16 protein-coding genes and 1 tRNA gene are annotated in these 14,196 nt (G+C 62.0%); 7 read left to right on the top strand and 10 right to left on the bottom strand.

What is annotated here, in order from left to right; genetic code table 11:
• Positions 1 to 15 precede the first annotated feature (15 nt).
• From ACZ5WT_RS14910 to ACZ5WT_RS14890, 5 genes are all read left to right on the top strand, one after another.
• A complete protein-coding gene (locus tag ACZ5WT_RS14910; protein ID WP_464284564.1) occupies positions 16 to 1,374 on the top strand; it encodes a substrate-binding protein in 1,359 nt (452 codons plus the stop codon).
• A 164-nt stretch (positions 1,375 to 1,538) separates the two neighbouring features.
• Positions 1,539 to 2,570 carry a branched-chain amino acid ABC transporter permease gene (locus ACZ5WT_RS14905; protein WP_464284563.1) on the top strand — a complete coding sequence of 344 codons (1,032 nt, stop codon included), beginning with the start codon at positions 1,539 to 1,541 and terminating at the stop codon, positions 2,568 to 2,570.
• A gap of 1 nt (position 2,571) precedes the next feature.
• Positions 2,572 to 3,720: a branched-chain amino acid ABC transporter permease gene (locus tag ACZ5WT_RS14900; RefSeq protein WP_464284562.1), complete on the top strand. Its 1,149-nt coding sequence runs from the start codon at positions 2,572 to 2,574 to the stop codon at positions 3,718 to 3,720.
• Between the two features lie 12 nt (positions 3,721 to 3,732).
• Positions 3,733 to 4,497: an ABC transporter ATP-binding protein gene (locus ACZ5WT_RS14895; RefSeq protein ID WP_464284561.1), complete on the top strand. Its 765-nt coding sequence runs from the start codon at positions 3,733 to 3,735 to the stop codon at positions 4,495 to 4,497.
• Positions 4,498 to 4,511: 14 nt separating this feature from the next.
• Complete coding sequence (locus ACZ5WT_RS14890) at positions 4,512 to 5,267, top strand: ABC transporter ATP-binding protein (RefSeq protein WP_464287220.1); 756 nt, start codon at positions 4,512 to 4,514, stop codon at positions 5,265 to 5,267.
• A 99-nt stretch (positions 5,268 to 5,366) separates the two neighbouring features.
• Here the strand turns inward: ACZ5WT_RS14890 and ACZ5WT_RS14885 are convergent, their stop codons facing one another.
• From ACZ5WT_RS14885 to ACZ5WT_RS14865, 5 genes are all read right to left on the bottom strand, one after another.
• Complete coding sequence (locus ACZ5WT_RS14885; protein ID WP_464284560.1) at positions 5,367 to 6,146, bottom strand: LamB/YcsF family protein; 780 nt, start codon at positions 6,144 to 6,146, stop codon at positions 5,367 to 5,369.
• Positions 6,143 to 7,036, bottom strand: coding sequence for a 5-oxoprolinase subunit C family protein (locus tag ACZ5WT_RS14880; RefSeq protein ID WP_464284559.1), 894 nt, complete (start codon positions 7,034 to 7,036; stop codon positions 6,143 to 6,145). The genes ACZ5WT_RS14885 and ACZ5WT_RS14880 overlap by 4 nt, the downstream gene beginning before the upstream one ends.
• The gene (locus ACZ5WT_RS14875; protein ID WP_464284558.1) at positions 7,033 to 7,701 is read right to left on the bottom strand and encodes a 5-oxoprolinase subunit B family protein; all 669 of its coding nucleotides are present in this window, start codon (positions 7,699 to 7,701) and stop codon (positions 7,033 to 7,035) included. Before ACZ5WT_RS14875 ends, ACZ5WT_RS14880 begins: the two co-directional genes overlap by 4 nt.
• 167 nt (positions 7,702 to 7,868) lie before the next feature.
• On the bottom strand, positions 7,869 to 8,045 hold the full coding sequence (locus ACZ5WT_RS14870) for a hypothetical protein (RefSeq protein WP_464284557.1): 177 nt from the start codon (positions 8,043 to 8,045) through the stop codon (positions 7,869 to 7,871).
• A 118-nt stretch (positions 8,046 to 8,163) separates the two neighbouring features.
• Complete coding sequence (locus tag ACZ5WT_RS14865; RefSeq protein ID WP_464284556.1) at positions 8,164 to 8,397, bottom strand: hypothetical protein; 234 nt, start codon at positions 8,395 to 8,397, stop codon at positions 8,164 to 8,166.
• Positions 8,398 to 8,604: 207 nt separating this feature from the next.
• Between ACZ5WT_RS14865 and ACZ5WT_RS14860 the strand changes: the two genes are divergently transcribed.
• Entirely contained in the window at positions 8,605 to 9,372 is a 768-nt protein-coding gene (locus tag ACZ5WT_RS14860; RefSeq protein ID WP_464284555.1) for a M15 family metallopeptidase, read from the top strand.
• A 15-nt stretch (positions 9,373 to 9,387) separates the two neighbouring features.
• Here ACZ5WT_RS14860 and ACZ5WT_RS14855 read toward each other — a convergent pair whose 3' ends face one another.
• The 4 genes from ACZ5WT_RS14855 to ACZ5WT_RS14840 all read right to left on the bottom strand — a co-directional run bounded on the left by ACZ5WT_RS14855 (position 9,388) and on the right by ACZ5WT_RS14840 (position 11,905).
• Positions 9,388 to 9,858, bottom strand: a complete 471-nt coding sequence (locus ACZ5WT_RS14855) for a DUF4262 domain-containing protein (RefSeq protein ID WP_464284554.1) — start codon at positions 9,856 to 9,858, stop codon at positions 9,388 to 9,390.
• 66 nt (positions 9,859 to 9,924) lie between these two features.
• Positions 9,925 to 10,014 (bottom strand) — tRNA-Ser (locus tag ACZ5WT_RS14850).
• A 50-nt stretch (positions 10,015 to 10,064) separates the two neighbouring features.
• Positions 10,065 to 11,036 (bottom strand): quinone oxidoreductase family protein, encoded by a 972-nt coding sequence (locus ACZ5WT_RS14845; RefSeq protein WP_464284553.1) that lies wholly within the window; start codon positions 11,034 to 11,036, stop codon positions 10,065 to 10,067.
• On the bottom strand, positions 11,033 to 11,905 hold the full coding sequence (locus ACZ5WT_RS14840) for a TerC family protein (RefSeq protein ID WP_464284552.1): 873 nt from the start codon (positions 11,903 to 11,905) through the stop codon (positions 11,033 to 11,035). Before ACZ5WT_RS14840 ends, ACZ5WT_RS14845 begins: the two co-directional genes overlap by 4 nt.
• Positions 11,906 to 12,158: 253 nt before the next feature.
• On the opposite strand from ACZ5WT_RS14840, the gene ACZ5WT_RS14835 reads away from it, so the two are divergent.
• Positions 12,159 to 13,310: an FAD-dependent monooxygenase gene (locus ACZ5WT_RS14835; protein WP_464284551.1), complete on the top strand. Its 1,152-nt coding sequence runs from the start codon at positions 12,159 to 12,161 to the stop codon at positions 13,308 to 13,310.
• A gap of 66 nt (positions 13,311 to 13,376) precedes the next feature.
• On the opposite strand, the gene ACZ5WT_RS14830 is transcribed toward ACZ5WT_RS14835, so the two are convergent.
• Positions 13,377 to 14,063 (bottom strand): invasion associated locus B family protein, encoded by a 687-nt coding sequence (locus ACZ5WT_RS14830; protein WP_464284550.1) that lies wholly within the window; start codon positions 14,061 to 14,063, stop codon positions 13,377 to 13,379.
• Between the last annotated feature and the right edge of the window lie 133 nt (positions 14,064 to 14,196).

The raw sequence follows: 14,196 nt of genomic DNA, 5'->3' as shown, positions 1-14,196 counted from the left end.
AAAAGGAGGAAATCAATGACACTTTTGAAGCGTGGCTTGTCTCGCCGCAGGGTCCTTCAGACCGGTATGGCCGGCATCATCGGCACCGGCGTTGCGCCCCTCATTTTCACCAAGGGCGCCTGGGCACAGGACTTCTGCAACAACCCCACTGGCGACACCGTTACGTTCGGGCTCAACCTGCCCCTCACCGGCGCCTATGCCGAAGAAGGTGCCGACGAACAGAAGGCCTATGAACTGGCCATCAAGCACATCAACGGCGAAGGCGACGGCGGCCTCATCAACGTGCTGACCCCCACTGCCCTCAAGGGCAACGGCATACTGGGCAAAAAGGTCACCTTCGTGTCCTCGGACAGCCAGACCAAGTCGGACGTGGCGCGCGCTGGCGCAACCCGCATGATCGAGCGCGATGGCGCCATCATGATCACCGGCGGTTCGTCGTCGGGCGAAGCCATTGCCGTGCAGGGTCTCTGCCAGGAAATGGGCGTCATTTTCATGGCGGGCCTCACGCATTCCAACGACACGACTGGCAAGGACAAGCGCCGTTACGGCTTCCGCCACTTCTTCAACGCGTACCAGTCCGGTATCGGTCTTGCACCTGTGCTCGGCCAAGAATACGGCATGGACCGCCGCGCCTACCACCTGACGGCCGACTACACCTGGGGCTGGACCCAGGAAGAGTCGATCAAGAACGCCACCGAAGCGCTGGGCTGGGATACGGTCGCAGCGGTTCGCACGCCGCTGGGCTCCACGGACTACTCGCAGTACCTGACGCCGATCCTCAACTCCGGCGCCGACGTGCTGATCCTCAACCACTATGGCCTCGACATGGTGAACTCGCTGACGCAGGCCGTGCAGTTCGGCATGCGTGACCGTCAGGCCAACGGCAAGGACTTCCAGATCGTCACGCCGCTCATTTCGGAACTGATGGCCAAGGGCGCCGGCGAAAACGTCAAAGGCATCTACGGCACCTCGAACTGGCACTGGAACCTGCAGGATCCGGGCACCGTGGCCTTCACCAAGTCGTTCGGCGCTGCCTATGGCTCTCCGCCGTCGCAGGCAGCTCACACTGCCTACGTGCAGGCGCTGCTCTACGCGGACGCCGTGGAACGCGCTGGCACCTTCTATCCGCCCGAAGTCATCAAGGCCCTGGAAGGCCACGAGTTCGACGGCATGGGCAATGGCGCCACGCTCTACCGTGCCGAAGACCACCAGTGCATCAAGAACGTCCTCGTTGTGCAGGGCAATGAAAGCCCGACCAGCGAATATGACGTGCTCAATGTCGTGCAGGAAATCTCCCGAGACAAGGTTGCCTACGACCCGGCGATCTTCGGCGGCGATCTCGGGCCGGCAGAACCGGTTCCGCTCTGCGCCTGATTGCGCGGTCGCCCCGGAATCCGGGGCGACCCTCCTCACAGTAGACCTCATCCTGAGCCTGTCGAAGGACGAGGGCATGCCCATGCGACCTGTCGTGCCACGTTTCGTGGTTCGACAGGCTCACCATGAGGCTACTGGCTGGCCAGGCTCGCTAGGAGCACACAATGTTTGAAGTCATCTTTCTGCAATTCCTCAACGGGCTCGACAAAGGCGCTGCCTATGCGCTGATCGCGCTAGGCCTGACGCTGGTATTCGGCACCCTTGGGGTGGTCAATTTCGCGCATGGCGCGCTGTTCATGCTCGGCGCGTTCTGCGCTGTCTTGTTCCGGCAGCTGCTGACGCTCGAGACTGTCACCATCGACCCGACCAAACTCTCCCCCTGGGGAGCGCCGCTCGAAGTGCGCGAACCTCTGGTGCAGGCCTGGTTCGGCGATTTCGGCGCAGTTCTTGTGAACTATTCGGTCCCGTTCAGCATCATCGTCACCATTCCCATCATGCTACTGGTGGGCATCGCGCTGGAGCGCGGCATTATCAAGCACTTCTACAAACGCCCGCATGCCGAGCAAATCCTTGTGACTTTCGGACTCGCGATTGTCGCGCAGGAAGTGATCAAGGCCTTCTTCGGGCCCAACCCCATTCCCCAACCCATGCCAACCGACCTGCGCGGCGCAGCCGATATCGGCGCGTTCCTGGGCATGCAGGCCAACGTGATCACCTACCCGATCTGGCGCCTGATCTACTTCGTCTTCTCGGCTGTTATCATCGGTGGCGTGTTTGCCTTCCTTCAGTTCACCACCTTCGGCATGGTGGTTCGCGCCGGCATGGCCGACCGTGAAACCGTTGGACTGTTGGGTATCAACATCGACCGGCGCTTCACCATCATGTTCGGCCTCGCCGCAGTCGTGGCTGGTCTGGCCGGCGTCATGTACACGCCCCTGTTGCCGCCGAACTATCACATCGGCATGGACTTCCTGGTGCTGAGCTTCGTGGTGGTCGTGGTGGGCGGCATGGGCTCGCTGCCAGGCGCTGTGGCCGCAGGCTTCCTGCTTGGCATCCTCCAGTCCTTCGCGTCGATGACGCAGGTGAAAGCCATTTTTCCCGGCATCGACCAGATCATCATCTACCTCGTCGCCGTCGTCATTCTACTCGTATTGCCGCGTGGCCTGTTTGGTCGCCGTGGTGTGATGGAGACCTGAAATGGGTGCCATGTCCCGCAACGACCTCATGCTGTTTCTCGGCTTCACCGCAGTGGTGCTGGCCATGCCAATCTGGCTGCACCCGTTCGGTGCAGCCTATCCGGACCTGCTGCAGCGCTTCATGATCTTCGGCATCTTTGCCGTGGGCTTCAACATCCTGTTCGGCCTGACCGGCTATCTCAGCTTCGGCCATGCTGCCTTCTTCGGCGTCGGCTCTTATGCGGCAGTGTGGTCGTTCAAACTGCTGAGCCTCGACGTGATTCCGGCCATGGTGTTCGCCATTGTGATCTCGGGCCTTTTCGCCCTGTTCATCGGCTTCGTCAGCCTTCGCCGCTCGGGCATCTACTTCTCGATCCTGACACTCGCTTTCGCGCAGATGAGCTACAACCTCGCCTATTCGGTGCTGACACCCATCACCAATGGTGAAACCGGGCTTCAGCTCACCCTCAACGATCCGCGCTACCTGGATACGATGACGGGGCAGACCTTTGTTGGTCAGCCCGTGCCGACCGTGCTCGGGCAATCGCTCGGCGGTTTCACCGGCTTCTACTTCTGCGCCTTCTTCCTGATCCTGGCTTTCTTTATTGCCCAGCGCATCACGGGCTCTCCATTCGGCATGATGCTCAAGGGCATCAAGTCGAACCAAACGCGCATGAACTACACCGGCTTCAACACCAAGCCGTATACCCTCGCCGCCTTTGTCATTTCGGGCATGTACGCTGGCCTGGCCGGAGCGCTGCTCGCGGTGACCGATCCCCTCGCCGGCGCCGAGCGCATGCAGTGGACCGCCTCGGGTGAAGTCGTGCTGATGACCATCCTGGGTGGTGCCGGCACGCTGGTCGGTCCGGTGATCGGCGCCTGGCTGATCAAGTATTTCGAGAACATCTTCTCGGCGATCAACGACAACATCCTGCGCAGCTTCTGGGGCTTCCTGCCCGACGGCGTCGACAGCGTCTTCGTGACGGTCTCCAGCAAGTTCGTCGGCGAAGGCTGGTTCCTCACGTTGGGCCTGCTGTTCGTGCTGATCGTGGTGTTCCTGCCCGGTGGAATCATGGAGGGCGTGCGCCGCCTAGTTGGCATGTTCAACCGGTCGCGCAAGTCGCCCGACAAGCCCGCCAAAGCCGCCCCCCAACCGCAACCCGCCGAATAGGACGCGAGAGCCATGAGCACATCCAATGTCGTCCTGCATGTTGCCGACGTCCACAAGCGCTTCGGGGGCCTGCATGCCCTGGCCGATATCGACCTGCAGGTCGAAGAAGGTCAGACCCACGCCATCATCGGCCCCAACGGGGCCGGAAAATCCACCCTGCTCAACGTCATCATCGGCAAGCTCGAACCGACCAGCGGCCAGGTGGTGTTTGACGGTGCCATTCTGACGGGGCGCAAGCCCTATCAGATCAACCAGCTCGGTATTGCCCGTGTGTTCCAGACGCCGGAGATCTTCGCCGATCTCAGCGTGCTGCATAATGTGATGATCCCTGCCCTCGCCAAGCGTGACGGCGCGTTCAAGCTCAACATGATGCGTTCGCTCGAAAGCGAAACGGCTATCCGGCAGGAAGCCGAGCACATGCTTGAGGACGTCGGGATGCATAGCAGCCGCCAGATGACGGCCGGAAGCCTGAGCCGAGGCGACAAGCGCCGGATGGAACTGGCCATGTGCCTGATCCAGCATCCGCGCCTGCTGCTGCTGGACGAGCCAACCGCCGGCATGAGCCGCCACGACACCAACACCACGATCGAATTGCTGCAGAAGATCAAGAAACGCGGCATGACCAAGGTGATCATCGAGCACGATATGCATGTCGTGTTCTCGCTGGCCGACAAGATTTCGGTGTTGGCGCAGGGCCGCATCATCGCCGACGGCACGCCTGATCAGGTGCGCGGCAATCCCAAGGTGCAGGAAGCCTATCTCGGAGGGGCGCATTGATGAGCGCAATTGCCATGGAAACCCAGATCATCAGCAACAGCCAGGCAGCATCGGTCGAAACCACCCGCCCCTTCTTCTCGGTACGCGACGTTCACGCCTATTACGGCGAGAGCTACATCGTGCAGGGCGTCTCGCTCGACGTCCGGCAAGGCGAAATTCTGGCCCTGCTCGGCCGCAACGGCGCAGGCAAGACCTCAACCCTGCGCACTATCGCCCGGACAGATGATCCGCAGATGCGACAGGGCGAAATCTGGCTGGATGGCAAACCCATCCACCAGATGAAGTCCTATGAAGCGGCTCGCGCTGGCATTCAGCTGGTGCCTGAAGACCGGCGCATCATTTCCGGCCTGACCGTCGAGGAGAATATCACCCTCGCCAAGGTCGCGCCCGGCAATGGCTGGAGCCTCGAGCAGATCTACCAGAGCTTCCCGCGGCTGGCCGAACGACGCAAGCAGTTGGGCGTGACCCTCTCGGGCGGCGAACAGCAGATGCTGGCTATCGCCCGCGCCCTAGCGCGCGATCTCAAGCTGCTCCTGCTGGATGAGCCCTACGAGGGTCTTGCACCCGTGATCGTGCACGAGATCGAGCGCATTCTCCATTCGATCAAGCCGCTGGGCATTACCACGATCATCGTCGAGCAGAACGCGGTGGCGGCCCTGAAGCTAGCCGACCGCGCCGTCATCCTGGACACCGGCGAAGTCGCTTTCTCCGGCACCGCCAAGGAGGTTCTCGACAACACCGAACTTCGCCACGAGTACCTGGCTATCTGAGTACTGGCGATCCAAGTTACCCTGGGCCTTTCGGCCAAAGGCATTCCGCCGATCTCACCTCTCCCTATCGAGTGGCCCAGGGTAAGATTATGGAGGGGATCACGGCCCGACTTCGGGGCCGATCTCCTCCACTTCCGGCTCATTGGGAGCGATGGTGATCCCCTCGGCTTCCAGCGCGTCCCGCACTTCGCGGGCAAGATCGACCGCGCCCGGCGTATCTCCATGCAGGCAGATGGACCGCGCGGACGACTTCAATACCGTTCCATCGATAGCAACAATTTCACCGCTCTTGGCCAGACGCAGGCAGCGCTCGACGACAGCGTCGGCACTATGAATGACCGCCCCCTCCTCGCTACGCGGCACGAGCAGGCCGGTGGGCGTGTAGGCCCGGTCGGCATAGGCCTCGCGGATCAGCGGCAGGCCGACAGCCTTTGCCGCGCGGACCTGCTGGCTGTTGTCGAGAGCCAGCACCGCCATCCGCTGGTTCATCGCCTGGATGGTCGCGAAGATGCCGACGGCAAAGGCCAGCTCTTCGGCGGTTTGATTGGCCAATGCCCCGTGTAGCTTCACATAGGAAAGCGGCACGCCCACTTCGTCGGCAATGAAGCGCACCAGAAAGAGCTGGCTACGGATCTGCCCGAGCAGTTGTTCGAGCGGCATGACCACGCGAAAGCGACCAAACCGTTTGGGGTCGGCGTAGCCGGGATGAGCTCCCGCTCGCACGCCACGCGCCTTGCAGACCTTTAGGATACGCCGGATGGTCGCCGCGTCGCCCGCATGGCCGCCACATGCTATCGAGGCGCTCGAGACAATTTCGAGCAGATCATCATCGGCCCCCATACCTTCTCCAAGGTCGGCATTGAGGTCGATTACGGTCATTTCCGGCTCCGCAGCAATTGGTGGGCATGTTCCACAGTCACGGATGCAAACGCAACGGGGGCACCGGGCCGCATCTGCGCAAATCGGTCAAGGTCGGCCGATATGACGGTGGCGATGCGCGGATAGCCGCCGGTCGGCTGGTGGTCGCGCATCAGGACGATGGGCGTGCCATCGCCCAGGATCTGGATATCGCCGGGCACGATGGCGTCGGACACCAGCGAGAGGATTGCGCTATCGGCAAACACGCCCTGGCTATCCTCCAGCCGAACTCCCATGCGATCGAGCCGTCGCGAGATGATGAAAGACCCATCGAGGAACCGCTGCCGCGTCGTGGGTGAGAAGAGATCAGCGTGAAGTCCCCAGACCACCCGGACGAGACCATCGGATGGGGCGTCTTGCCTTGGTGGCTTGTAGCCCATCCCGGACGCCGGGGACAACGCGAACCGGTCACCGGCCCGCAGGACCCGCCCATCCAGCCCACCGAGACCGGCTCGGCTGCTGGTCGAGATACTGCCCATGACCGGCCTTGCCAGAACATCGCCATCAAAGCGAAGGTATCCATAATTGCCGGATTTACCGGGCGTGACGGCCAGGGTGTCCCCAGCCTCAAGCGCAACCGCGCCGGGCCACTCGACCGGGTTACCGTTGTGCCGCACGGTGAACTGGCCGCCCGCGAAGCCGACACGGCTTTGACCGGCGGACTGCCGGATTTCGATGCCGGTGGTGAACTCAATACCGCCCTTACCGCTGCCCGCCAGTGCACCCGCCAGAGCGTAGGCCGCACGATCCATCGGCCCCGAAGCACTAATGCCGTGGCGCAGAATGCCGAAACGCCCGTCGTCCTGGATGCTTGTCAGCGGCCCTGCCCGCAGAATAGTCAGTTCCCTCACGTCGCAACCTCGAAGACGACGCGGTCGCCCGCAGATAGCCGCGTTGGGGGATCGCGGTCGGTGTCGAAATTACTGAAACTCGTGCGCCCGATCACATGCCAACCCGTCGGCATCTCGGTCGAGGTGATCGCGGTCTGGCCAGCCGCAAACAGCACGCTGCCTGCCGGCACGGATGGCCGAACCGTCGGCCGACGCGGGAGGACAAGCGCCTTCGGGTGCAAGCCACAATAGACAAAGCCCGGCGCAAAACCGGTGGCCAGAACACGAATGGGGCTTTTGTTGTGCTGGGCGATGAAGTCGCCGACCGTGAGGTTGAGCGCCTCCGCAACCTCGTTCAGGTCCGGTCCATCAAAGGTGACTGGAACATGCCAGTGCTTCGCTTCTGTCATCGCGCGCGTGGGCTTGCCAAGGCGAAGGCGAAGTTCTCCGGCAATCACGGAGGGGTCGGCGTGAAATGGGTCATAGCGCAGCAGGACCGACACGAGGTTCGGCATGACCTCGGCAACGCCGGCAATCGGGGCATCGCGGAGCGTGTCCGAGAGCGCTATCGCAGCGCGGTTGGCGCTATCGGTTAGGGTTGTACCGAAACGCACCAGAATTGAACTGTCGCCAAGCGGCAGTATCGTGGGCGTGGGGTAGCTTTCGGGCTTAGGTGAGCCTGCCATGACGCAGCCTCCTCGGCGGGGACATGGCATGTCCTGTCGGACCCGCCCGGATCAGTCAACCCGGTCCATAGGCGCAGGAACTCTGCCTCGCCTGGAAGACCGTTCGTGGGTGCCGTTCTCCCTTGGGAAAACGGCCGGGCTTGACTTGCCGGGACGGGATTACCCGATCAGTTCGGATCCTTGCCGTCCTGTTCCACCACGGCATCGAAAAGTTCTCGGGTCTGCCCGACGCCAATCGCCTCGATGGCGACCGCGGCAATGGCAGCGAAGAGCTCTGCGATTTCCTGGGGATCGGTGATTTCGGCGTCGTCGTCTTCGGCGTCGGCGTTGATCAGAGTGAACACAATAGAGCACCTCCAAGTTAGCCAATGAGATGAGTGTGCGGCGATTCCTGTTACGGAATAAATAATGGAATCCGGTGCAGCCCCAATTTGGGGCAATTGCCAGGAATGGCAGCGCGCCTTACGCTTCCCCCGCCTCGAGATTATCGAGATAAGATTCGATGTCTTCGAGCGTCGCCGAGAAGGGCTTGGGCTCATTTCCGAAGATCACTTTGTAGTCTTCGTCCCGGATGGCATGGCCGCCAGGGTGACCATGCACCTTCATCTTCTCGTCAGTCAGGATTGTCAGCCCATGCCGGGCTGCAGTCCGCTTCATGCGGCGCATGCGCGACGCATCAAATTCCTTCCGGCTCACTGGTATCCCCTGCGTGAGTAACCGCAGAGAAGGCGTGGCCGCGCCAACCTTCCCCTGCCAAACGAATGGCGTACCTACCCCAATCCTCGCCCGGAAGCAAAACCGCAATTCCCAAACGCGCCTGGCTGCCCGGTTGCGTTGCCCCGTTCGGCGAGCAATTATGCGGTAGCTCATTGATCCAATTCACATAATACCGCGAAGGCCCGCATGACCATGAGATCGCTCCGCCGGCTCGCCGTTCACGCGGCTACCTTGGTAATGGTGGTTCCGACTGTTGCCGACGAGCTGCCGGAGGGCTTTGTCCGGCTCAGCGCTCTCGCGCCGCGGATCGAGCAGGACATTCGCTATCACGGCGAACACAACTTCGTCGGCCGTACGATCGCTGGCTACGAGGCCGGTGAGTGCATTCTCTCCCGGCAGGCGGCCGAGGCGCTGTTGGGCGTTGAACAGGCGTTGAATGCCGATGGCCTCAGCCTCAAGGTTTATGACTGCTATCGCCCTGCCCGCGCCGTCGCCATGTTCGCGAACTGGGCCGAGGATTTTGACGATCTCGATATGCAGGCCGAGTTCTACCCGCGAGTCGCGAAATCCGACCTGTTTGACCTTGGCTACATTGCGCATCGTTCCGGCCACAGCCGCGGCAGCACCGTGGACCTAGCCATCCGCCGCCTCGACGAGGCTCCTGCCGTGCGGTGGAGCAAGGTCGATCCGCTCAGCGACTGCGTCTTACCCGAGGGACAACGCTTCGCCGATGGAATCCTCGACTTCGGCACGGGCTATGATTGCTTCGATGTCCGCGCCCATCACAGCGCCAGTGGGATCGCCCCGGACGCCGCCGCCAATCGCGAGAACCTTGCCACTCTGATGGAGAGCCACGGCTTCAAGCGCTATGCCGAGGAATGGTGGCACTACACGCTCGTCAATGAGCCCTTCCCCGACACCTATTTCGATTTCCCGGTCACAGCGGGAAAGTGATCTGCCGCAGGTAGCTCAGTTTCGCAGAGACCGAATCCGCTGCGCTTGCGCGGTCATGGAATCGCAGCCGGGCTCATAGGGCATCTTTCCAGTCGCATCCGGCCAGCACACCTGAAGGATTGGCGTTTGGACTAGATTTTGCCGCATATTGTAGAGCTTGGTTGGCGTCATGACGCGCTCAAGAAGGTCGCTCCGCGAAGCGTCGCGCACCCCAATTTCGAGATTTGTCAGAACGCCGGGGAACTTGCTCTTCGAGGGGAACGGCCAGTTGGCCTTAACCACCTCAAAGGCGGCGTTGATGGTCTTGGCAGCCAACTCGGGGCGCAGGCCATACAGGATCAGGTCTGGCAGGCCTTGCTTGGCTCCACCGACAGAAAAAGCCACGGGCTCGACGCCCTTGCTTCCGTCCGCAACGATGACGGCCAGCCCGGTGCGTTCAACAACCTCTACCGCACTCCGGTATTGGTCCTCGACCTGCTGCAGCAAAGCTCTCTGATCCACGCTTCTATCCCCTATTTCGGGCTTTCAACTACAAAGGCCTGGAGCGAAGGATGGCGGGTAGGGAGGGATTCGAACCCCCGGAACGCTTTCACGTTCGCCGGTTTTCAAGACCGGAGCAATCAACCGCTCTGCCACCTACCCGTTGGGTGAGCGTTTAGCGACAGAGCGGCGGGCTGTCCAGCCACCTCTTGCTATGGCAGCAACACAACCGATCCGGTGGTCTCGCGTCCTTCAAGAGCCCGATGCGCGTCGGCGGCCTGATCCAGCGGATAGGTGCGGCCGATATCGACTTTCACCGCGCCAGTCTTGACCGCGTCAAAGAGACGGCTGGATGCTTCCAGCAGGGTCTTGCGATCGGTAAAATAGTGTCCGCTGGTGGGCCGGGTCACGTAGAGTGAGCCCTTGCGTGACAGGACGGTAAGATCGGGAATCGAGACGACGCCCGAAGCATTGCCGAAGCTGACCAGCAGCCCTCTTGGCCGCAGACAGTCGAGCGACTTCTCGAACGTTGCCTTGCCCACGCCATCGTAGACGACGTCGACGCCGCGGCCATTGGTCAGCTCGCGCGTGCGGACCGCAAATTCCTCGGTGCGGTAATTGATAACGTGATCGCAGCCATTCGCCCTGGCCAGCGCGAGCTTTTCGTCGCTCCCCGCCGTGCCAATCACCGTGGCGCCGAGGGCCTTCGCCCACTGTGTCGCAATTTGGCCCGTGCCACCCGCCGCCGCGTGCCAGAGGATGGTTTCGCCCTTTACCACCTGCCAGGTCATGAAGAGCAGGTAGTAGGCCGTCAGCCCCTTGAGCATGATGGCCGCCGCCGTGACATCATCAATGGCGTCAGGAATGGGCACCAGCTTCTGCGCATCGACAATGCGCTCGGCGGCATAGGCGCCGATTTGCCCCTGATAGGCCACGCGATCACCGACCTTGAACTCGGTGATCCCGTCGCCGAGGGCAGTAACTACCCCTGCCCCTTCATTACCGGCGACGAAGGGCGTGCGGACCGGATAGAGGCCCGAACGCTGATAGGTATCAATGAAGTTGAGACCGATCGCCGTATGCCGAAGCGCCACCTCGCCCGGGCCGGGACTGGCCAACGGCCAATCCTCAAGCGTGAGCGCCTCTGGGCCACCCGTCTGGTGGACGACGACCGCCCGCGTCATTTGGTGGCCTTTGGCTTGCGCGGCGCCGACTTCGGCCGCGACTGGGCGCGCGCCGTTGGCGTGGCCTTGGCTCCGGGTTTCTTCGCGACCTCAGCGCCAGCATGGCTTGCTGCGGACGCTACGTGGCCAACGGTGCCGCGGGCCGCTGCGGCAGCCTTCTTGCGGCGTTCTGAAGCGATGATGTTGATCGCCTCGACCAGAACCGAGAACCCCATGGCGGCGTAGATGTAGCCCTTGGGGATGTGGAAGCCGAGACCATCGGCGACCAGCGACACGCCGATCAGCAGCAGGAAGGCCAGAGCCAGCATCTTGGTGGTCGGGTGGTCCGATACGAATTTGGCAACCGGGCCCGACGCCACGAACATTACGCCGACGGCGACGATAACGGCAGCAATCATAACCTCGACGTCGTCGGCCATGCCAACGGCGGTGACGATCGAGTCGATCGAGAAGACCATGTCGATGACGATGATCTGCGCAATGATGGCGGCGAAGGTGGCAGTTGCCTTGCTTGCGATGCTGGATTCATGCGGCTCTTCGATGGCCGCATGCATCTCGTGGGTTGCCTTGTAGACAAGGAACACACCGCCCGCGATGAGGATGATATCCTTCCAGGACAGATCAAGGCCGAAGGCCGAGAAAGCCGGTTGGGTCAGGCTGATAATCCAGCTGATGACCAAAAGCAGAAGAATGCGGAAGATCAGTGCGAGCGCCAGACCGAGCTTGCGAGCCTGGTCGGCCTGCTCCTTGGGCAGCCTGGAAACCAGAACTGAAATGAAGACGATGTTGTCGATACCAAGCACGATCTCCATGACCGTAAGTGTACCGAAGGCAATCCAGGCATTGGGATCGGCTAACAGCTCGAGCATCCCAGTCTCCATTCCAAATAATGTGGTGCAGTATCTAAGCAGACCTTTGCGCGGTGGGAAATCTGCGCAGCAGAGTTTTCTCCAGCCAAACACGGGCGGCACAAAGCCGCTGTACGGCTGCTGGCCTCGCCGGGAGCGCCGGTGATACGCTTAGGCCCAATTCGACTGCGAGAAAAACCATGGAATCACTTCCCCCGCTGATCGCCCAGTCCACCGGCACTCTCGCGACCAACCTGCCTACGGTGTCTGCACGATGAACGCTCACGATGCGGACGCCATTGTGGTTGGAGGCGGGCTTGCGGGTTCGGCTGCCGCCATCGCCGTAGCCAAGGCGGGGCTCAATACGATCCACCTGTCGCCATCCGGCCCGCCTGATCGGCGCACCTCCGCCCTCATGATGCCCAGCGTTGATTATCTCCGCAGCGCCGGACTGATCGATGAGCCGGCCGCGCTGGGCCACGCCCTCACCCAGATACGCATCATTGACGCGACCAATCGGTTGATCCGTGCACCCGAAACGCTGTTCGATGCGCGCGAGATCGACCTGCCCGCCTTTGGGTGGAATTTCGCCAATGCGCGCCTTCTGGAGCGGTTTCAGACCGTGGCGGCGGGTCTGCCGAACCTTCAAACCCGTAGCGCCAGCGTTACCGGCCTGACCGGAAACACCCTAACGCTCAGTGATGGCGGCAGCCTCAGCGCGCCGCTGATTGTCGGGGCCGATGGCAAGAAGTCGCTGATCCGCACCGAGGCCGGATTGCGCTCACATGAGACCGAGTTTGCGCAGTCGGCGCTGGTCTGCGATCTCGACCTGGGACGCCCCATCGGCGGGGCTTCGATCGAGTTTCACTATCCCAAGGGCCCGTTCACCCTGGTTCCCGCAGGTGGCACGCGAGCAAACCTGGTCTGGATCGACGATCGGGACGTCCTGCTGGCGGCCAAGGAGGGCGGGCCCGAGCAGCTCATCGCCATGTTCCGCGAGAAGTCACAGCGCCTGTTCGGCACGATCAGCATGGCCAGCCCCGCCTTCGTGTTTCCACTCAGCACGCTGAGCGTCGACAGCGCCGGGACTGACGGTGTGGTGCTGGTGGGCGAAGCCGCCCATGCCTTTCCGCCTATCGGAGCACAGGGACTCAACCTTGGGCTGCGCGACGTTGCTGACCTGGCGGCTGCTCTTGAAGCGAGCGACCGGCAGACGTCCGATTGGGCCATTGATGTCAGCAGGGATTACGCCAAGCGTCGCAGCAGCGATCTCGCGCGTACGGGTGGCGTCGTCGATACGCTGTTCCGCTCGTTGCTCGCCGATATGATCCCCGCCCAGGCGCTCCGCGCCGGCGGACTGTGGGCCCTCAAGCTGGCGCCATTCCTGCGGCGGCAGGCATTTGCCGTGGGCATGGGCCAGCGCTGACGCCGGCATCCAGACACAAAAAAGGGCGCGGTAAACGCGCCCTTTTCGATTCTGATTGTCGCTATCTTACTGAGCAGCGGGTGCCGGCGTAGCGGCAGCCGAGCCATCAAGCTGCTTGCGCAGTTCTTCGGCGCGATCCTGAAGGACCTGCTCAAGAGCGTTCTCGCCCGAGGTTTCCTTGCGGAATTCGTCGAAGGTCAGCGCGGCATCGCCATCATAGGCGGCAGTGAAGCCAGCCAGCGTAATTTCGATGGTCAGGTCCTGATTCTGGCGGTTCTTGGCAGTCAGCTTGAGCGTGCTGCCCTTCTTGAGCGAATTCACATACTGCTCGTTGATGACGAGCTGGGTGGCGCACGACGTCGGGTCGCACAGCATGTAGGGAACACGGACCGGCTTTGCGCCGTCGATCTGCCAGGTCAGGCCGAACGGGAGGAGCACGCCGAGCGGAACGGCGGCAACAGCCAGCAGGCGGCTTTCCTGACCCGGATCGTCACGCAGCAGGAACGAACCAAGGAACTGCCCATTGGCCAGAACGACCTGGCGCATGATGCAAGCCTGCTGCCCATCGGGAAGCGGATCGCAAACCTTGAGCCAGTTCTGCTGGGGCGCACCGGCAGCGGTGACCGGAGCAGCAGGGGCTGCAGCAGCTGGCGCTTCTGCGGCAGGTGCGGCGTCCTGAGCGAAGGCCGTGAACGGGGACAGCATGAGCGCAGCCACCGCAAGACCGGCGACGAGGGGTTTCCTGAAGTTCATAGAATTTCCTTGGCTTCTTTGGCGGTCCCGGTGACTTCTTGCCACCTTGAGAATTGAACAGCCCTTCAAGTGCTGAAATCGGGCAATAACATGACGCATATCCCTTGCCAAAGGATTATGGCGGGACAGGGTT

Source organism: Devosia sp. T2-14, assembly GCF_055397495.1.
Note: the sequence above shows the minus strand (reverse complement) of the source record. Positions and strands in the feature narration are given on the sequence as shown.